Annotated in this window: 15 protein-coding genes; 4 read left to right on the forward strand and 11 right to left on the reverse strand. The window is 67.9% G+C overall.

Going from position 1 to position 18494, the window contains the following annotated elements:
- Positions 1-43 precede the first annotated feature (43 nt).
- From mdoH (AVCA_RS20725) to AVCA_RS20740, 4 genes are all read right to left on the reverse strand, one after another.
- Complete coding sequence (gene mdoH / locus AVCA_RS20725; protein ID WP_012703031.1) at positions 44-2644, reverse strand: glucans biosynthesis glucosyltransferase MdoH; 2601 nt, start codon at positions 2642-2644, stop codon at positions 44-46.
- Positions 2631-4184, reverse strand: coding sequence for a glucan biosynthesis protein G (locus AVCA_RS20730; protein WP_012703032.1), 1554 nt, complete (start codon positions 4182-4184; stop codon positions 2631-2633). The genes mdoH (AVCA_RS20725) and AVCA_RS20730 overlap by 14 nt, the downstream gene beginning before the upstream one ends.
- 423 nt (positions 4185-4607) lie before the next feature.
- Entirely contained in the window at positions 4608-7163 is a 2556-nt protein-coding gene (gene mdoH, locus AVCA_RS20735; RefSeq protein ID WP_012703033.1) for a glucans biosynthesis glucosyltransferase MdoH, read from the reverse strand.
- On the reverse strand, positions 7156-8730 hold the full coding sequence (locus AVCA_RS20740; RefSeq protein WP_050764405.1) for a glucan biosynthesis protein G: 1575 nt from the start codon (positions 8728-8730) through the stop codon (positions 7156-7158). Before AVCA_RS20740 ends, mdoH (AVCA_RS20735) begins: the two co-directional genes overlap by 8 nt.
- Positions 8731-9230: 500 nt before the next feature.
- On the opposite strand from AVCA_RS20740, the gene AVCA_RS20745 reads away from it, so the two are divergent.
- Positions 9231-9683: a UPF0158 family protein gene (locus tag AVCA_RS20745; protein ID WP_012703035.1), complete on the forward strand. Its 453-nt coding sequence runs from the start codon at positions 9231-9233 to the stop codon at positions 9681-9683.
- Here AVCA_RS20745 and dtd read toward each other — a convergent pair.
- Complete coding sequence (gene dtd / locus AVCA_RS20750) at positions 9646-10083, reverse strand: D-aminoacyl-tRNA deacylase (protein WP_012703036.1); 438 nt, start codon at positions 10081-10083, stop codon at positions 9646-9648. The genes AVCA_RS20745 and dtd overlap by 38 nt on opposite strands.
- Positions 10083-11048, reverse strand: a complete 966-nt coding sequence (pip, locus tag AVCA_RS20755) for a prolyl aminopeptidase (RefSeq protein ID WP_015589521.1) — start codon at positions 11046-11048, stop codon at positions 10083-10085. The genes dtd and pip overlap by 1 nt, the downstream gene beginning before the upstream one ends.
- Before the next feature lie 264 nt (positions 11049-11312).
- Between pip and AVCA_RS20760 the strand changes: the two genes are divergently transcribed.
- The 3 genes from AVCA_RS20760 (at position 11313) to AVCA_RS20770 (ending at position 13475) form a co-directional block, all read left to right on the forward strand.
- On the forward strand, positions 11313-11915 hold the full coding sequence (locus tag AVCA_RS20760) for a DUF2238 domain-containing protein (RefSeq protein ID WP_012703037.1): 603 nt from the start codon (positions 11313-11315) through the stop codon (positions 11913-11915).
- A gap of 88 nt (positions 11916-12003) precedes the next feature.
- Positions 12004-13083, forward strand: a complete 1080-nt coding sequence (locus AVCA_RS20765; protein ID WP_012703038.1) for a ketopantoate reductase family protein — start codon at positions 12004-12006, stop codon at positions 13081-13083.
- Positions 13026-13475 carry a thioesterase family protein gene (locus AVCA_RS20770; protein ID WP_041807421.1) on the forward strand — a complete coding sequence of 150 codons (450 nt, stop codon included), beginning with the start codon at positions 13026-13028 and terminating at the stop codon, positions 13473-13475. Before AVCA_RS20765 ends, AVCA_RS20770 begins: the two co-directional genes overlap by 58 nt.
- Here the strand turns inward: AVCA_RS20770 and AVCA_RS20775 are convergent.
- The 5 genes from AVCA_RS20775 to AVCA_RS20795 all read right to left on the reverse strand — a co-directional run bounded on the left by AVCA_RS20775 (position 13459) and on the right by AVCA_RS20795 (position 18337).
- A complete protein-coding gene (locus AVCA_RS20775; protein ID WP_012703040.1) occupies positions 13459-13803 on the reverse strand; it encodes a cupin domain-containing protein in 345 nt (114 codons plus the stop codon). The genes AVCA_RS20770 and AVCA_RS20775 overlap by 17 nt on opposite strands.
- 35 nt (positions 13804-13838) lie before the next feature.
- The gene (locus AVCA_RS20780) at positions 13839-14393 is read right to left on the reverse strand and encodes a lipocalin family protein (protein WP_012703041.1); all 555 of its coding nucleotides are present in this window, start codon (positions 14391-14393) and stop codon (positions 13839-13841) included.
- Positions 14390-14644, reverse strand: a complete 255-nt coding sequence (locus tag AVCA_RS20785; protein ID WP_012703042.1) for a hypothetical protein — start codon at positions 14642-14644, stop codon at positions 14390-14392. Before AVCA_RS20785 ends, AVCA_RS20780 begins: the two co-directional genes overlap by 4 nt.
- Positions 14645-14750: 106 nt before the next feature.
- The gene (locus AVCA_RS20790) at positions 14751-15764 is read right to left on the reverse strand and encodes a class 1 fructose-bisphosphatase (RefSeq protein WP_012703043.1); all 1014 of its coding nucleotides are present in this window, start codon (positions 15762-15764) and stop codon (positions 14751-14753) included.
- A gap of 125 nt (positions 15765-15889) precedes the next feature.
- On the reverse strand, positions 15890-18337 hold the full coding sequence (locus AVCA_RS20795; RefSeq protein WP_012703044.1) for a glycogen/starch/alpha-glucan phosphorylase: 2448 nt from the start codon (positions 18335-18337) through the stop codon (positions 15890-15892).
- Positions 18338-18494: the final 157 nt, after the last annotated feature.

The following is an 18494-nucleotide window of genomic DNA, read 5'->3' on the forward strand; positions in this document are numbered from 1 at the left end:
GTTCTACGTGGCGGGCGCCCGGCGAGCGGACACCCGCCATTCCTCACCCGGCCATCCGCACCCCGTCGACCGCCGGCTTCGTCTGGCTGCCCGGAGGAACGACCAGCGGGCGGTCGCTGCTCCGGTACAGGCTGCCCAGCGAGCGCCGCCAGGGCGCCAGCCAGTTCTCCCAGCCCTCCTCCCAGAGCTGCAGGTGCAGACGCGCCAGGACCACCGGGTCGCCGAGCAGGGCCAGTCGCGCCCGGTCGTCGAGCCGCTCGGGACCGACGGCCAGCGCATGGGTCACGCGTTCCGCGCGCAGCCGTTCGATCGCCAGCGACCGGCCATGGCGTGCCGTGGCCATGGCGCAGGCCAGGGCGTTGTCCAGCGGATCGACCACCGCCCGGACGAAGGCGCCGCCCAGCGCCCGCTGGCGGTTTTCCCGGGTATAGCGCTCGGTGGCGCGCAGCTCGGGCGGAGCATCGTGCTCCTCGGGGATGAGGAACAGCTTCAGCGCGCGCAGGCGCCGGCCCAGGTCGACCCGGCTGGAAAGCACCGACACCGGGATGGACAGCATCAGGGAACCGACGATCGGCGCCAGCCACCAGAGAAAGTGCGGGCTCAGCCAGGCCACCAGCAGGGCCCAGACGATGCCGATCAGGGTCTGCACGCCGTGGCGGCGCAGCGCCTCGCCCCAGGAGGTGGAGCCGTCGTCGCGGCGCGGCGACTTCCACTGGATCGAACGGCCGAGGAAGGCGCCGATCACGAAGCAGCTATGGAAGAACATCCGCACCGGCGTCAGCAGGACGGAGCAGAACATCTCCAGCAGTACGCTCAAGGTCACCCGGAGCGTCCCGCCATAGGGGCCGACACCCTTGATCCAGACCAGTACCAGGCTGAGCAGCTTGGGCAGCACCAGCATGGTCAGGGTGCTGTAGAACAGCAGCATCGCCTCCCGGGGATACCAGGGCATCCAGGCCGGGAACGGCCCTGCCGCGCTGGCGGCATCCTGGGGCATCAGCAACTGGTGCGCGGCCATCAGCGCGGTGGAGAGCAGCAGGAAGGCGAACCACAGCGGCGCCGACAGATAGGACATCACCCCGGTGAGGAACACCGCGCGGTGTACCGGATGTATGCCGCGGACCAGGAACAGGCGGAAGTTCATCAGGTTGCCGTGGCACCAGCGGCGGTCGCGCTTGAGCTCGTCGAGCAGGTTCGGCGGCAGCTCCTCGTAGCTGCCCGGCAGGTCGTGGGCGACCCACACGCCCCAGCCGGCGCGCCGCATCAGGGCGGCCTCGACGAAGTCGTGGGAAAGGATCGCCCCGGCGAACACCCCGCGCCCCGGCAACGGAGCCAGCGCGCAGTGCGCGATGAACGGCTCGATGCGGATGATCGCGTTGTGCCCCCAGTAGTGCGACTCGCCGAGCTGCCAGAAATGCATGCCGGCGGTCAGCAGCGGGCCGTAGACGCGGGTGGCGAACTGCTGCATGCGCGCATAGAGGGTGTCGCGGCCGGAAGCCTTGGGCGCGGTCTGGATGATCCCGGCCTCGGGATTGGCCTCCATCAGCCGTACCAGCGTGGCCAGGCAGTCGCCGCTCATCACGCTGTCGGCATCCATCACCACCATGTAGCGGTACTGACTGCCCCAGCGCCGGCAGAAGTCGTCGATGTTGCCGCTCTTGCGTTTCACCCGGCGCCGGCGCCGGCGATAGAAGATGCGCCCGGAGCCGCCGGTCTCGCGGCACAGGTCGAACCAGGCCTGCTGCTCGGCGGCGGCGATTTCGGCCGAGTTGCTGTCGCTGAGGATGAAGAAGTCGAAGCGCGCCAGCTCGCTGCCGGCGGCCAGCGACTCGTAGGTCGCCCGCAGGCCGGCGAAGGCCCGCGCCACGTCCTCGTTGCAGATCGGCATGACGATGGCCGTGCGTACCTCGGCGGGAATCGGCCCGCTCCCCGCCTCGGCGGCGGAAATGTGCCGGCCCCCACTCCCGCGCAACAACTCCCAGAAGCCCATCACCGCCGTCCAGAAACCGGCCGAGACCCAGCCGAAGAGCAGCGCGAAGAGACCGAGCACGCTGCCCTCGAGCAGGTACGGCAGCGCCGTGCCCAGGCTCTGCCAAGGGCTCGGCGGGGTACCTTCGACGAACTGGGCGATCGTGGAATAGGACCAGTCGCAGCATGGCAGGATGTCGCGCATGTACCAGGTGGCCAGCGCGGTCGGTCCCAGCATCAGCAGCAACAGAAGCAACCTGCGCCGCGAGGCGCCCCGCTGCCAGCTCACCGGCGGCAGATCGCGCGGCGGCGACGGGTTGCGGCGGCCGGTGAAGCGGCGCCAGAGGCGTAGCAGCGGATTGCAGTCCCAAGGCTCGGGGACGACCGGGGTACGGCGGATCGGCGGCGCGGCCGCCAGGCAGGCACGGCCGGCGGCATCGCTGGCAAGCCGCCCGGTGGCGGCCGGTTCGTCGCCGTAGCCTTCGCTCAGGCGCCGGGAGGCCGAGGCCAGGGCGGCATCGCCGAGCCCCGCCCGGGCGCCGCCGGCCAGTCGGCAGTGCAGTTCGGCGAGCGAGTCGGCATCGGTCAGACGCCCGCGCTCCGCCGCGGCCAGGGACAGATGGCGCAAATACTCATCCAGCGGAGCCTGAGGAAAGGTCGGATTATTCTTTGGCATGCAACTGGTAGCTCCAGATTTCGGTCAGGCGTCGGTCGCCCTTGACCAATGCGGCGTACATCTCCACCGGCCGCTGTGGGTCCTTGACTTTCAAACGCAGGGTAAGGCGCCAGCCCCGGATGGCCGGGTGGTAGCGCAGGCTGTTTTCCAGCAATTCGCCGTTGTTATCGACATTGACCTGACTGGCCAGCGGCGTGTCCGGCGCCAGCGCCTGCAGCGCCGGCCCCTCGAAGTCCACCAGCAGCAGCGTGCTGCCGTCGGCCTGGCGAATCAGGTTGCGCTGCTTCAGTTCGCCCCGCGAACGCAGGGTCTGCCTGACCCAGGCCGAGCTGCCGGCATACAGCGCCGCCTCGTCGCGGATCCAGTGCAGACGGTAGGCGAAGTCCAGCGGCCGCCCGGGCGCGGGCGCGCTCTTCGGCCGCCAGAAGGCGACGATATTGTCGTTGGTTTCGTCCGGGGTGGGGATCTCGACCAGTTCCACGCTGCCCGCCCCCCACTGGCCCAGCGGCTCGATCCAGGCGCTCGGGCGCAAGTCGTAGCGGTCGTCCAGGTCTTCGTAATCGGAGAACTCGCGGCCACGCTGCAGTAGGCCAAAGCCACGCGGGTTCTCCAGGCTGTAGGGGGTGACCGTCAACTGCTGCGGATTCTGTAGCGGGCGCCAGATCCGGTCGCCGTTGCCGTCATGGATCAACAGGCCGCTGGAATCGTGGATCTGCGGACGGAAGTTAGCCTGCGGCGACGGCTGGTTGTCGCCGAACAGGAACATGCTGGTCAACGGCGCCAGGCCCAGCCGGCCGACCGGCCCGCGCAGGAAGAGCCGCGCCTCGACATCCACCCATGTGTCCCGGCCCGGATGCAGGACCATCCGGTAGGCGCCGGTGGCGCGCGGCGAGTCGAGCAGGGCGAAAATAGTCAGATGACGATCCTGGGGCTTCGGACGCTCGATCCAGAATTCGCGAAAACGTGGAAACTCCTCGCCGGAGGGCAGCGCGGTGTCGAGCGCCAGGCCGCGGGCGGAGAGGCCGAACACCTGCCCCTGGCCGACCACGCGGAAATAGCTGGCGCCGAGGAAGGTGGCGACCTCGTCCTGCTTGTCCGCGCGGTTGATCGGATAGAGCACGCGAAAGCCGGCATAGCCGAGCTTCCCGACCACCCCGGGATCGACACGCAGCGAGCCGAAATCGAAACGCGAGGGGTCGTATTCGATCTCCCTGGCATGGCCGGCCACCACTTCGTTGATGCGCACCGGAGTGGCGAAGTGCATGCCCTGATGGTGGAAGCCCAGCTTGAAACGGGTCTTCTCGTTGGTCCAGTAGGCCTTTTCGGCCCGGAAGCGGATCTGCTGGTAATCGGCGAAGGCCATTCTGGCGAATTCGGCCGGCAGGTTGCTGGCCGGAACGACGTAGGGCTCGCCGGCCAGGCGCCTGGCCCGTTCGGCCACTTCGCCGAAGTCGAAGCCCCAGGCCGGAGCGACGCCTTGCGCCAGAAAGGCGAAACCGGCCAGCAGCAGGCCGCGGCATGAAGCGATCATCGACGTCATTGCGCAAGGCTCGGGCATAGCTGAAGGAAGGGATGGACGGGACTGTCGGCCAGCCACTCTAACCTATTGAAAAAAATAGAGAAAACCAGAGATGTGCGGAAAGCCGCAAGTGATTGATTTTTCTTTTAAATTCATATGCTTAAATATTCTTAACCAAATCCTTCGAAAAACGACGGGAAAGACGACGAGCGGTTTCCGGTCGGGCAGGATAGCAGCCGCCGGCCTTTCGCAGGACCGACCTGGCGCAAAGGGATGAGGGAAAGCCGGCGCCCCCGGCCGGACTCCCACCGCCTCCATGGCCCGGGAAATCAGCCGCCGCCAGGCAGCGGTCCGGACTCACCCGTACCGCAGAAGCCGTGGAGCGGCGGCTCGGGGCCGGCGCCAGGCCCAGCGACCTCGGGCGCGCGCGGCAGCCATCCGCCCCTATCTCGCCAGCAGCAATCCCGCCGCCTCCGGCGTGCTCCCGGCCGCCACGCCGCTTCGGCAGGCACCGGCCAACGGCTGGCGCCAGGGCGCCAGCCAATTCTCTCGGCCCTCCTCCCACAAGCGCAGATGCAGGCGCGCCAGGGCCACCGGGTCACTCAGCAGGGCCAGGCGGCTCTCGCCGTCCAGTCCTTCCGGTCCGGCGGCCAGCGCCTGTTCCACGCGCTCGCGACGCCGCCTCTCGATGGCCTCGGCCGTGCCGTGCCGCGCCGTGCCCATGGCGCAGGCCAGGGCATTGAGCCACGGGTCGACGGCCGCCCGGATGAACCCGTCCCCGAACGCCCGCTGCCGGTTCTCCCCGGTGTAGCGCTCGGTGGCGCGCAACTCGGGCGGCGTATCGTACTCCTCGGGAATGAGGAATAACCTGCCGCGACGCGCGCGCAGGCCCCATCCGACCCAGCTCGTGACCACCGAAACCGGAATGGAGAGTATCAGCGACCCCAGAATGGGCGACAGCCACCAGAGGAAGCGCGGGTTCAGCCAGGCCACCAGCAGCGCCCAGGCGATGCCGAGCAGGGTCTGCCCACCATGCCGGCGCACGGCCTCGCCCCAGGTGGTGGCGTCGTCGTCGCGCTGCGGGGACTTCCACTGCACCGACCAGCCGAGAAACGCAGCGATCACGAAGCGGGTGTGGAAAAGCATGCGTACCGGTGCCACCAGCATCGAGAAGAGCATCTCCAGCAACATGCTCAAGGCCACCTTGAACGCTCCGCCGTAGGCCTTGGCCCCTTTCGCCCAGACCAGAATCACGCTGAGCAGCTTGGGCAGGAACAGCAGCGTCAGGGTGGTGGAGAACAGCGCGATGGCACGCTCCGGGTGCCATTGCGGCCAGATCGGGAAGAGTTGCCTGGGCGCCAGGAAGTACTGCGGCTCCATCAATTGATGTACCGCCAGTAGCGCGGTGGAGAGCACCAGGAAAGCGAACCACAGCGGCGCCGACAGATAGGACATCACCCCGGTGAGGAACACCGCGCGGTGCACCGGGTGCATGCCCTTGACCAGGAACAGGCGGAAATTCATCAGGTTGCCGTGGCACCAGCGGCGGTCGCGCTTGAGCTCGTCGAGCAGGTTCGGCGGCAGTTCCTCGTAGCTGCCCGGCAGGTCGTAGGCGATCCACACCCCCCAGCCGGCGCGCCGCATCAGGGCGGCCTCGACGAAGTCGTGGGAGAGGATCGCCCCGGCGAACGCCCCCCTGCCCGACAGCGGAGCCAACGCGCAGTGCTCGATGAACGGCTTGACGCGGATGATCGCGTTGTGTCCCCAGTAGTGCGACTCGCCGAGCTGCCAGAAATGCAGGCCGGCGGTGAACAGCGGGCCGTAGACACTGGTGGCGAACTGCTGCAAGCGCGCGTAGAGCGTGTCCATGCCCGAGGCCTTCGGCGCGGTCTGGATGATCCCGGCCTCGGGATTGGCCTCCATCAGTCGGACCAGCTTGGCCAGGCAGTCTCCGCTCATCACGCTGTCGGCATCCATCACCACCATGTAGCGGTACTGACTGCCCCAGCGCCGGCAGAAGTCGTCGATGTTGCCGCTCTTGCGCTTCACCCGGCGCCGGCGCCGGCGATAGAAGATGCGCCCGGAGCCGCCGGTCTCGCGGCACACTTCGAGCCAGGCCTGCTGCTCGGCGACGGCGATGTCGGCCGAACTGCTGTCGCTGAGCACGAAAAAGTCGAAGCGCGCCAGCTCGCCAGTGGCGGCCAGCGACTCGTAAGTCGCCCGCAGGCCGGCGAACACGCGCGCCACGTCTTCGTTGCAGATCGGCATGACGATGGCCGTGCGTGCCTCGGCGGCGATTGGCTCGTCGCCCGCGCTGCTGCCGGAAATGCGGTAACGGTCACGCCCGCTGAGCAGTTCCCAGAAGCCCATCAAGGCCGTCCAGAAGCCGGCCGAAACCCAGCAGAACAGGATGGTGAAGAGAAACAGCACGCCGAACTGGAGGATATACGGCAAGACCTGTTGCAGGCTCTGTTGCCAGCTCTGCCGGCTGATCTCGGCGAGATCGACGAAGGCCCAGCCCTGATAGGGCAGGATGCCCTTCATGTACCAAGTGGCCAGGGCGGTCTGGCCCAGCATCAGCACCAGCAGGATGAGCCGGCGCAGCGAGCCGACCCGCCGCCAACGAGCCTTCGGCAGATCGCGGGTCGGCCTGGGCGGACTCCGTCGGCCGGTGAGCCGGTACCAGAGACGTACCAGCACATTGGTTCGCCAGGGCTCGGGAACGACCTTGGTGCGCCGGATCGGCGGTGCGGCCTTGAGGCAGGGACGGCCGGCGTCATCCATGTCGATCCCGTCCCGCTCGCGGTCACCCAGTCCCAGGCGCCTGGCGGCCGAGGCCAAAGCGGGATCGCCGGCCGGCGCCGGAGACGCTCCGGCCAGCCGGCGATGCAGTTCGGCCAGCGAATCGGCATCGGCCAGACGTTCGCGCTCCAGCGCATCCAGCGGCAGATGTTCGAGGTATTCGGCCAGCGGAGTCTCGGGAGGCGTCGGATTATTCATTGGCGGGCAACTGGTAGCTCCAGGTTTCGGTCAGGGTCTTCTCGCCGTTGACCAGCGCGACACGCATCTCCGTCGGCTTCTTCGGATCCTTGACGCTGACCCGCAGCATCAGGCGCCAACCCTTGGTAGCCGGGTTGTAACGCAGGCTGTTCTCCTTCACCTCGACATTGCCGTCGACGCCGAGCTGGGGGCGAAGCGGCGCATCCGGCGGCAGCCCTTTCAGCGCGGGGCCTTCGAAGTCGACCACCAACGCCGTGCTGCCGTCCGGCTGGCGGACCAGGTTCTTCTGTTTCACGTCGCCCGCCGCACGCAGGGTCTGCTCGACCCAGGCGGAATCCCGGTCGTGCAGCCCCGGCTCGTCACGGGTCCAGTGCAGGCGGTAGTTCAGGTCCAGCGGCTGGCCCGGCTCCGGCTGGCCGGCCGGACTCCAGAAAGCGACGATGTTGTCGTTGGTTTCGTCCGGGGTGGGGATCTCGACCAGCTCCACGCTGCCCTTGCCCCAGTCGCCCTGCGGCTCGATCCAGGCGCTCGGACGCAGGTCGTAGCGGTCGTCCAGGTCCTCGTAGCGCGAGAATTCGCGGCCGCGCTGGAGCAGGCCGAAGCCTTTCGGATTCTCCACGCTGTAGCTGCTCACCGACAGGTGCTTCGGGTTGTTCAGCGGGCGCCAGATCCATTCGTCGTTGCCGGCATGGATCTGCAGACCGCTGGAATCGTGCAGCTCCGGACGGTAGTTGGGCTGCGCCGGAGGCTGGTTGCCACCGAACAGGAACATGCTGGTCAACGGCGCCAGGCCCAGCTTGCCGACCTTTTCGCGCAGGAACAGCCGGGACTGGACATCGACCACCGCGTCGCGACCCGGATGCAGCACGAAGCGATAGGCGCCGGTGGCACGTGGCGAGTCGAGCAGGGCGAAGATCGTCAGATGCTTGTCCTGCGGCTTCGGCTGTTCGATCCAGAACTCGCGAAAGCGCGGGAACTCCTCGCCCGAAGGCTGCGCCGTGTCGATCGCCAGGCCGCGGGCGGACAGGCCGTAGGCCTGGCCCTTGCCGACCACGCGAAAATAGCTGGCGCCGAGGAAGGTGGTGATCTCGTCGCGCTTGTTCGCGCCGTTGATCGGATAGAGCACGCGGAAGCCGGCGTAGCCCAGATTCCTGGTGGCGTTGCGGTCGAAGTTCAGGGTGCCGAAATCGAAGCGTGCAGGGTCATAGGGGATTTCCGCGACCCTGCCGCCGGCGATCTCGTTGATTCTCACGGGCGTGTTGAAGTGCATGCCCTGGTGATAGAAGCTCAGCTTGAAGGGCGTCTTCCTGTCCGACCAGTAGGCCTTGTCCGGACGGAAGCGGATCTGTTGGTAGTCGGCGAACTTCATTTCGCTGAACTCGGCAGGCAGGTTACTGGCTGGAGCGGCGAATTTCTCGGCGGCCAGGCTTTTCGCCTTTTCGGCCACATCGTCCAGATCGAAGGCCTGGGCCGGGGCGGGCTCCAGCGCCAGGACGAGCAGCCCGGCCAATAACAATCCATACAGAGGGTGGTTGCGTGATACGGAGAGAACTGAACGAGAAGACATGAATCCTCCTGTTGTCCGACACAAGAACGAAGGCGGGCTTGCAAAGCACGGCACCAGGACACTAGGGGGTGGGACCAAAGTGCTAATAACGGAGTTCCATCTCCATGTGCCCGTTTGTCTGTCAGGCAAGCGAACGCATGCTTCCCTGGCGCCTCGAAAGAGCACTGCGTCGATACGGTATCGACCGGCCGTCCTCGTCGGTAAAGGCGGCAACGGCACCAGCGCGGATGCGGGGGCTCATCACGGAGGGCACGCAGTACAGGCTCCACAGGCCGGGCCCATTCACGGCGAAGGCGGATTGTCGAACCTCATCGGCAAAGCCGGCAGCGGTCCGACGCTTCGGGACGGGACGGCCATACAACCTCGGGAAATGCCCGCCACAGGGCAGGGCCATGTTGGCAGCCCTGGCCCCGCACGGAAACGGCCGCCCGTCGGGCCTTGGCGCACCCGGCCCGGCAGCCGTTAAGCTGGGCGCATCGTTCCCTCGGCTGGAGATCGCCATGCTTCTGACCATCGACCTGCAACGACTGGAAAACGCCCTGGAAGGCGACGAAGCCGTCGATCACTACCTGGACCTGGATACCGGCGAGATCCTCGTGGTCGGCCCCGAGGCACCGATTCCGGGCAGCGCCGAGAAGTACGACGTGCAACCCGAACGCTACCTGCCCATCGAACCGCTGCCCGGTGTCAAGAGCCTGGCGATGCGCGAGGAGTTCCTCTACACCCAGCCCGATCCGCATGCGCACCCCCTGCTCAGCCGCGCCCTGAGCGGGCGCCGGCCGCTGCGCACCTTCGACTACGGACTGGAGCAGTTTCCCCGGATGCGCGAGGCCTGGCACCTCTATCGGCGCCGGCGGCTGCGCGAATACGCCCTGGAATGGCTGGAGGACAACGGTCTGGAGCCGGCGGGCCGGCTCAAGCCTCGAGCAGGAAGGTCACCGGACCGTCGTTGACCAGCTCGACCCGCATGTGGGCGCCGAAGCGCCCGCCGGCGACCTGCGGGTGACGCTCGCGGGCCAGCGCCAGCAGCGCCTCGAACAGCGCCTGGCCCTGGGCCGGCGGCGCGGCGCTGGAGAAGCTCGGACGCAGGCCGCTCCGGGTGTCGGCGGCGAGGGTGAATTGCGAGACCAGCAGCAGGCCGCCGCCGAGCTGGGCCAGGGACAGGTTCATGCGCCCCTCGGCATCGGCGAACACCCGGTAGTTGAGCAGCCGGTGCAGCATCCGCCCGATGCTTTCCCGGTCGTCCTGCGGCTCGATGCCGACCAGCGCCAGCAGGCCCGGACCGATGGCGCCGACCTCCTCGCCCGCGACCGTCACCTGGGCCTTGGCGACCCGCTGGATCAGCGCTTTCATCAGGCCTCCTCGGGCGGCACGCCGAGCAGGCGCTTGGCGAGTGTATCGGTGGCGCGCACCAAGGCATCGACGATCCCCGGCTCGCCGGCCGAATGCCCGGCATCGCGGATGATCAGCAGCTCGCTGTTCGACCAGGCGCGGTGCAGTTCCCAGGCATTGTCCAGCGGGCAGACCACATCGTAGCGGCCATGCACGATCACCCCGGGCAGATGGGCGATCCTCGGCATGTCGCGCAGCAACTGGCCGGACTCCAGGAAGGCATCGTTGACGAAGTAGTGGCACTCGATGCGCGCGATGGACAGGGCGTGCTCATGGAAACGCTCGACCACATCGGGGTTCGGCCGCAGGGTGGCGGTGCGCCCTTCCCAGGCGGACCAGGCCTTGGCCGCGTGCATCTTGGCGATCTCGTCGGTACCGGTGAGGCGCCTGTGGTAGGCCTGCATCAGGTCGCCACGCTCCTCCGGCGGGATCGGCGCCAGGTAATCCTGCCAGAAGTCCGGGAACAGTTGGCTGGCGCCTTCCTGGTAGAACCAGTGGAAGTCCTGCGGCCGGCACAGGAAGATGCCACGCAGGATCAGCGCCCTCACCCGCTCCGGATGGGTCTGGGCATAGGCCAGCGCCAGGGTCGATCCCCAGGAGCCGCCGAACAGTACCCACTGCTCGATGCCCAGATGCTCGCGGATGCGCTCCATGTCCGCCACCAGGTCCCAGGTGGTGTTGTTCTCCAGGCTCGCGTGGGGCGTCGAGCGGCCGCAGCCGCGCTGGTCGAAGGTCACGATGCGGTACAGGCTGGGGTCGAAGAAACGCCGGCTCATGCTGTCGCAGCCCGCCCCCGGCCCGCCGTGGATGAACACCACCGGCAGGCCGTCCGGCGAACCGCTCTCGTCGACGTACAGTTCATGGGGATGGTCCACCGCCAATTGGTGGCGGGCGTAGGGTTTGATCTCCGGATACAAGGTTTGCATGCTCTGCTCCAAGGCTGAACAGGACCATCCGTCCTGGGGTAGCCGGCATCATAGCCTCGAAAAGAGCCGGGAGCATGCGCCGAATCGGGCGAACGCCCCACCTGCCGCTGCGCTCTTTGCGGAACGCCGCGCCCTTGCCTAATGTTGACTCCGGACGTAGCGCCTCTTCCGGTGCCGGCATACCGGGAAGCGGCCCGCCGGCACCGGAAGAGCCGCGCGAACGGCCGCTGCGGCGCCGGCCCCTTCACCCGCAGGAGCGCTCCCATGATCCCGGCATCGCGTCAGTTGTCCCTGCCGTTCGGTCTGCTCGCCCTGGTCTGGCTGTGGGCGGCCATCGAGCCACTGAGCCGCTCGGACTGGCTGCTGGAGAATCTGCTGGTGTTCTTCTTCGGCGGCCTGCTGCTGGCGACCCGCCGGCGCTTCGCCTTTTCCCTGGGCGCCTACTGGCTGTTCGCCCTGTTCCTCGCCCTGCACCTCTACGGCTCCCACTACACCTACGCCGAAACGCCGCTGGGCGACTGGTTGCGCGACACCTTCGGGCTGCGCCGCAACTCTTATGACCGACTGGTGCATTGCGCCTTCGGTCTGCTGCTGACCTGCCCGTTGCGCGAACTGCTGGAACGCCGCGCCGGTCTGCACGGCCTCTGGTTGGACGGCCTCGCCCTGTGCCTGGTGATGGCCATGAGCGGTCTTTACGAGCAACTGGAAATGCTCGCGACCTTGATCGTCAGCCCGGAACTGGGTACGGCCTTCCTCGGCACCCAGGGCGACGAGTGGGATGCCCAGAAGGACTCGGGACTGGCCACCCTGGGTGCGCTCGCCGCCTTGGGGCTGCGCCGGCTGTCCAGCCGGCGCGGACCGACCTGAAGCAGTGCTTTTTCCCGCGACGGCGCCGACGGCTACGCTTGAGGCAAGGCGACCGCTCCGGGCGGCGCCATCGCCACAGGAGGGGAACATGAAGGCATCTTTCCCGCGCATCGGTATCGTCGGTGCCGGCGCCATCGGCTGCACCCTGGCCACTCGCCTGGCGTGCAGCGGCCACTCCATCAGCCTGCTGGCCCGCGGTGCGGCCCTGCAGGCGCTGCGCCGCGACGGCGTGCGTCTGACCGATCGCCAGGGCCATCACCGTGCGGCGGTGGCGGCCAGCGACAGCGGCACGGAACTCGGCGAACAGGATCTCCTGTTCCTCTGCGCCAAGGCCCACGACCTGCCGGCCCTGCTGCCGACCATCGAACCCATGCTCGGCGCCGGCACAGTGGTGGTGCCGGTGGTCAACGGCGTGCCCTGGTGGTACTTCCTGGGCGAGGGCGGACGTTTCGCCGGACGGCACGTCGAGGCTGTCGATCCCGGCGGACGGCTCGCCGCGCGCCTGGCCCCGCCGCGCCTGATCGGCTGCGTGGCCTTCGTCACCGCCGAGTCGCCGGCCCCGGGCATGGCTCTGACCACCAACCCGCTGCGGATGGTCTTCGGCGAACCGGACGACCGCCCGAGCCGGCGCCTGGAACGCCTGTGCGCGCTGCTCGCATCGGCCGGCATCGAGGCCCGTGCCAGCGAACGCATCCGCGACCCGCTGTGGACCAAGATCATCGCCAACCTCAGCTCCAACCCGCTGTCGGTGATCAGCGGCGCCACCCTGGAAGAGATCTACACCAGCCCCGATCTGCACGAACTGGTCTGCGACCTGCTGCACGAGGGCCTGCGGGTCGCCGCCGCCTACGGCGCGCGGGTCGAACTCGACCTGCCGGGCTTTCTCGCCCACGGCGCGGCCATGGGCGCGGTACGCACCTCGATGCTGCAGGACCATGCACGGGGGCGCCCGCTGGAACTGGCGGCGATCGGCGAGGCCGTGCTCGAACTGGCCGCCGGGCTGGACATCGCACTGCCGCGCAGTCGCGAGATCATCGCCCTGGCGCGCTTCTGCGGCCGCCGGCAACGCCCCATCGGATTCGAACCTTCATCCACACCCGAGAGCACTCCATGGCCCGACTGCACCTGGAATTCCCCGCGCACGCCTTCCTCTACCGCACCGAGATGAGCGTACGCGGCAGCGACATCAATGGCGCCCGTCACCTGGGCAACGACGCCCTGGTCTCGATGCTGTCCGAGGCGCGCTCGCGTTTCCTGTACGCCCAGGGCATCGACGACAGCGGCGCCGAGAGCGAAGGTCCCGGCATCATCGTCACCGACCTCGCCACCCTCTACAAGGCCGAGGCTCACGCCCGCGACCGGCTGCTGTTCGAGGTGGGCCTGGCGGACTTCAACCGCTACGGCGGCGACATCCTGTTCCGCGTCAGCCGCCCGGCCGACGGCGCCCTGATCGCCCTGGCCAAGTACGGCTTCGTATTCTTCGACTATCGGGCCGGCAAGGTGGTGCCGATTCCCGAAGCCTTCGCCGCGCGCTTTCCGGAGGTCAACCGGTTGCCTTGACCAACGGCACGTGCACCGCCAGCCAGACCGTCGGGCCGTGCGGGGCGGTGGCCTCGACGCGATGGCGTTCGCCCGCCGGGATCAGCAGGTGATCGCCGACCGCCAGGGCGATCGGCTGCGATTGGCTTTCCAGGCGCAGCACCGCGCTGCCGGCCAGCAACAATACCCACTCGTCCCAGTCCTGGTCGTACCAGAAGCCCGACGGGCTGGCCTGCCCTTGGGAGACGATGCGTTCGACCCGGCAGCCGGGCAGGCTGAGCAGATCGTCGAAGCGCTCGCCCGCCGAAGCATCGGGCAGCGGCCGGAAGAGGTTGCGCGGAAACGGCATCGAGACTCCTTGCGCCGAGGGGAAATGGCGAGCGTTCAATCCCCGGGGCGCCAGATCAGCAATTCGGTTTCGTAGCCCCGCTCGCGGGCCAGGCCGAGCAGGCGCTCGCGGTCCTGCGGAGTGATGCTGGTGTCGCGGGAAAGTATCCAGAGGAATTCGCGATCGGGACTGCCGACCAGGGCCAGGCGATAGTCCGGGTCGACATGCAGCACCCAGTAGTCGCCCTTGGCCAACACCGGGAAGCCGTAGCCGAAGACATTGTAAAAGCGCACCCAGAGCCGGTCGGTGCGCCCCCGCTCGAGCGGGCGGGCCGTGCCACTGGCCTCCAGCCATTCGCCGGCGGCCGTGCGGCAGCGGTTGTGCACGGCCAGAACACCGGGGGACAGCAAGTGGTAATGCGCCTCGGCCTGGCGGCAGCGGCTCTGGAACGACACCGGCAGGCGCGCCAGTTCGTACCAGGTGCCCTGGTAGCGTTCGAGATCCACCGCGCCGGCCGTGGCCGGCGGCTGCCGTCCCCAGTAGGCGCAGCCGCCGAGCAGCAGGCCGAGAACGGCCAGGCCGAGCGCACGCCACGGCCCCGTGCGATTCACCGCAGGCCCTGCCCGGAGAACATCAACACCTTGTCGCCGCCGAACTGGATGCTGATGAAGGTCCGCTGGTCGCCCCAGGTGCAACTGGAGAAACCGAGGGCCCCGGAGCACTCGGCGGGCTTGCCGAGCATCTGCTCGACCTCGCTGCGGAGCATGCCGGGCTTGAGCCGGGAATAGTTCTCCTGGTTGAGCCCGCCGTCGCAGGCGGCCAGCAGGAGACAGAAGGACAGCAGGGCGAAACGAAGCGACATCGACGGACATCCTGGCAAGGGTGAAGCGACAAGCCTGACACGATAGCGTCCCGGATGACATCGGCGTTTCGTGGAAGCCGCGGCCGGCGCGCCGCGGCGCCAGGGGTCACCCTTCCAGATGATAGTCGGTGATGCGCTCGACCTCCGCCTTCGAGCCGAGGAACACCGCGACCCGCTGGTGCAGGGACTCGGGCTGGATGTCGAGGATGCGCTGGGTGCCGTTGGTGGCGGCGCCGCCGGCCTGCTCGATGATGAAGGACATCGGGTTGGCCTCGTACATCAGCCGCAGCTTGCCGGGCTTGCTCGGTTCGCGGGCGTCGCGCGGGTACATGAAGATACCGCCGCGGGTGAGGATGCGGTGCACGTCGGCCACCATGGAGGCGATCCAGCGCATGTTGTAGTCCTTGTCCAGCGGGCCGGTCTTGCCGGCCAGCAACTCGTCCACGTAGCGCTTGACCGGCGGCTCCCAGTGGCGCTGGTTGGACATGTTGATAGCGAACTCGGCGGTGGTTTCCGGCACGCACAGGTTGTCATGGGTGAGCACGAAGCTGCCCAGCTCGCGGTCGAGGGTGAAGCCCTTGACGCCATTGCCGAGGGTCAGCATGAGCATGGTCTGCGGGCCGTAGATGGCGTAACCGGCGGCCACCTGCTGGGTGCCCGGCTGGAGGAAGGCCTGCTCGTTGAGGCTGTCGTTCTGGGTCAGGTACTGGTCCGGGCAGCGCAGCACCGAGAAGATGGTGCCGACCGAGACGTTGACGTCGATGTTGCTGGAGCCGTCCAGCGGATCGAACACCAGCAGGTAGGCGCCCTTCGGATACTTGCCGGGGATCTGATAGGCGGAGTCCATCTCCTCGGAAGCCATGCCGGCCAGGTGGCCGCCCCACTCGTTGGCCTCCAGGAGGATCTCGTTGGACATCACGTCGAGCTTCTTCTGCACCTCGCCCTGCACGTTCTCGGTGCCCATGCTGCCGAGCACCCCGCCCAGCGCGCCTTTGGACACTGCATGGCTGATTTCCTTGCAGGCACGCGCCACCACCTCGATGAGGAAGCGCAGGTCGGCCGGGGTGTTGTGACTGCGAGTCTGCTCGATCAGGTAGCGGCTCAGGGTTACGCGGGACATGTAAATGACTCCGGGGGCTGGAAAATTCGCGCATTTTAACGCGACAGGGTGTGCGATGCCTCACTCAGACCGGAACGGCCGGCGCAGGTTCAGCACCGCGACAATCGATACGGTGTGGGGCCGGCTCACTCCGGCAGCCGCCAGATCTCGCGGGCGTACTCGCGAATGGTGCGGTCGGAGGAGAACCACCCCATCCGCGCGGTGTTCAGCACCGCCGAACGCCACCACTGGCTGGGCACGCGCCAGCGCGCATCGACTTCGCGCTGGGCCTGCCAGTAGGCGTCGAAATCGGCGCAGACCATGAAGTTGTCATGCTGCAGCAGCCCGTCGACCAGCCCCGCGTAGCGCCCCGGATCGTCCGGCGAGAAGACTCCGCTGCGGATCGCCGTGAGCACTTCGGACAGCCGCGGCGAGGCGGCCACGGCGGCCGCGCCGCCGACCTCGCCGGAACGCCGGCGCGCCTCCACTTGCTGCGCGCCGAGGCCGAAGATGAACAGGTTCTCGCTGCCGATCCGCTCGCTCATCTCCACGTTGGCGCCGTCCAGGGTGCCGATGGTCAGGGCGCCGTTGAGGGCGAACTTCATGTTGCTGGTCCCGGACGCCTCCATGCCGGCGGTGGAGATCTGTTCGGAAAGATCCGCCGCGGGGATGATGACCTCCGCCAGACTGACATTGTAGTTGGGCAGGAACACCACCTTGAGCCGGCCGCGCAGCGTGGGGTCGCCGTTCACCGTGCGGGCGATGTCGTTGGCCAGCTTGATGATCAACTTGGCCTGGTGGTAGCTGGCCGCTGCCTTGCCGGCGAGGATCTTCACCCGCGGCCCCCAGTCCACGCCCGGCTCGTCGCGGATCGCCTGGTACAGCGCCACGCAGTGCAGCAGGTTGAGCAACTGGCGCTTGTACTCGTGGATGCGCTTGACCTGCACGTCGAACAGCGCCTCGGGATCGAGGACGACGCCCAGCCGATCCTGCACCAGCCGGGCCAGCGCCTCCTTGTTCTGCCGGCGCAGGGTGCGGAAGTGCTGGTGGAAGGAGGTCTGCCCGGCCTGCGCCTCGAGCCCGCCGAGCAGGTGCTCGGGATCGTCGAGCAGCGATTCGCCGAGGGTGTCGACCAACAGCGCGGTGAGCCGCGGGTTGCTCTGGTAGAGCCAGCGGCGGAAGGTGATGCCGTTGGTCTTGTTGCTGATCCGCTCGGGATAGAGGCCATGCAACTGGGCGAACACGGTCTTGCGCATCAGTTCGGTGTGCAGCGTCGAGACGCCGTTGACGCAGTGCGAACCGAGAAACGCCAGGTTGCCCATGCGCACCCGCCGGCCATGCTCCTCCTCGATCAGCGAGACCGCCCGCAGCAGGTCGAAGTCGTGCATGCCCTGGGCGCGCAGGTGGTCGATGTGCTGGGCGTTGATCAGGTAGATGATCTGCATGTGGCGCGGCAGCAGGCGCTCCATCAGCGCCACCGGCCAGCTCTCCAGGGCCTCGGGCAGCAGCGTGTGGTTGGTGTAGGAAAGGGTCGCCACGGTCAGCTCCCAAGCCTTGTCCCAGTCCAGACCGTGGACGTCGAGCAACAGGCGCATCAGCTCGGCCACGGCGATCGACGGATGGGTGTCGTTGAGCTGGATCGCGGCGTACTCGGGCAGGTCGAGCAGGTTGCCGCGCTGCTTGAGATGGCGGCGCAGCAGATCCTGCAGCGAGGCCGAGACGAAGAAGTATTCCTGGCGCAGGCGCAACTCCTGGCCGGCGGCGGTGTCGTCGGCCGGATAGAGCACCCGCGAGATGCTCTCGGCGCGCACCGACTCGGCCACCGCGCCGAGGTGGTCGCCGGCGTTGAAGCGCTCCAGGTGCAGGTCGGTTTCCGGCCGGCCGCGCCACAGGCGCAGAGTGTTCACGCTGTGCCGGCGCCAGCCGACGATCGGCGTGTCGTAGGCGATGGCGCGCATGTCCTCGGCCGGCTGCCAGACATGGCACTGCCGCCCGCCTTCGCCCTCCGTGCAGACCACGCTGCCGCCGAAGCTGATCCGGTAGCTGACTTCGGGCCGCTCGAACTCCCAGGGATTGCCGAACTCCAGCCAGGTCTCGGTCTGCTCCTGCTGCCAGCCGTCGACGATGACCTGGCGGAACAGCCCGTAGTCGTAGCGGATGCCATAGCCGTAGGCGGGAATGCCGAGGGTCGCCATGCTTTCCATGAAACAGGCCGCCAGCCGGCCGAGGCCGCCGTTGCCCAGCGCCGCGTCCGGTTCGAGGTCGCGGATGCGCTCCAGGTCGACGCCCAGTTCGGCCAGCGCGGCGCGCGCGACCTCGAGCAGGCCCAGGTTGCTCAGGGTGGCCTGCAGGAGGCGCCCGACGAGAAACTCCAGCGACAGGTAATAGACACGCTTGCTGCTCTGGCGGTAGGCGCGGCTGGCGTGATCCATCCAGGTTTCCACCAGATGGTCGCGGGTGGCCAGGGCGACGGCCTCGAACCAGTCGAAGCCGACGGCGTGTTCGGGAGCCTTGCCCACCGCATACCTCAGCTTGTCGACGATACGCGCGCGGAATGCGGCGACCTCCTCGGGAACGGGCGATACCTCGGGCATGACGGCAACCTCGCTGGGCAGCAATGACAGGACAAGGGTTCGATCCTCGACGGCGCAACAACATGCACCCACCCGATCAAGCATGCACAAAGCGGGCGAAGCCGCCAGGCGGATGCGCCGACGAGCGGATTTATCGCTATCATCGCGCGCCCTCCAC

Origin of the sequence: Azotobacter vinelandii CA, assembly GCF_000380335.1 — a bacterium.
GTDB lineage: Bacteria > Pseudomonadota > Gammaproteobacteria > Pseudomonadales > Pseudomonadaceae > Azotobacter > Azotobacter vinelandii.

Coding starts and splice junctions, on each gene's coding strand:
- mdoH (WP_012703031.1), bottom strand. CDS start 2,644: ATGCCAAAGAATAATCCGACCTTTCCTCAGGCTCCGCTGGATGAGTAT.
- AVCA_RS20730 (WP_012703032.1), bottom strand. CDS start 4,184: ATGACGTCGATGATCGCTTCATGCCGCGGCCTGCTGCTGGCCGGTTTC.
- mdoH (WP_012703033.1), bottom strand. CDS start 7,163: ATGAATAATCCGACGCCTCCCGAGACTCCGCTGGCCGAATACCTCGAA.
- AVCA_RS20740 (WP_050764405.1), bottom strand. CDS start 8,730: ATGTCTTCTCGTTCAGTTCTCTCCGTATCACGCAACCACCCTCTGTAT.
- AVCA_RS20745 (WP_012703035.1), top strand. CDS start 9,231: ATGCTTCTGACCATCGACCTGCAACGACTGGAAAACGCCCTGGAAGGC.
- dtd (WP_012703036.1), bottom strand. CDS start 10,083: ATGAAAGCGCTGATCCAGCGGGTCGCCAAGGCCCAGGTGACGGTCGCG.
- pip (WP_015589521.1), bottom strand. CDS start 11,048: ATGCAAACCTTGTATCCGGAGATCAAACCCTACGCCCGCCACCAATTG.
- AVCA_RS20760 (WP_012703037.1), top strand. CDS start 11,313: ATGATCCCGGCATCGCGTCAGTTGTCCCTGCCGTTCGGTCTGCTCGCC.
- AVCA_RS20765 (WP_012703038.1), top strand. CDS start 12,004: ATGAAGGCATCTTTCCCGCGCATCGGTATCGTCGGTGCCGGCGCCATC.
- AVCA_RS20770 (WP_041807421.1), top strand. CDS start 13,026: ATGGCCCGACTGCACCTGGAATTCCCCGCGCACGCCTTCCTCTACCGC.
- AVCA_RS20775 (WP_012703040.1), bottom strand. CDS start 13,803: ATGCCGTTTCCGCGCAACCTCTTCCGGCCGCTGCCCGATGCTTCGGCG.
- AVCA_RS20785 (WP_012703042.1), bottom strand. CDS start 14,644: ATGTCGCTTCGTTTCGCCCTGCTGTCCTTCTGTCTCCTGCTGGCCGCC.
- AVCA_RS20790 (WP_012703043.1), bottom strand. CDS start 15,764: ATGTCCCGCGTAACCCTGAGCCGCTACCTGATCGAGCAGACTCGCAGT.
- AVCA_RS20795 (WP_012703044.1), bottom strand. CDS start 18,337: ATGCCCGAGGTATCGCCCGTTCCCGAGGAGGTCGCCGCATTCCGCGCG.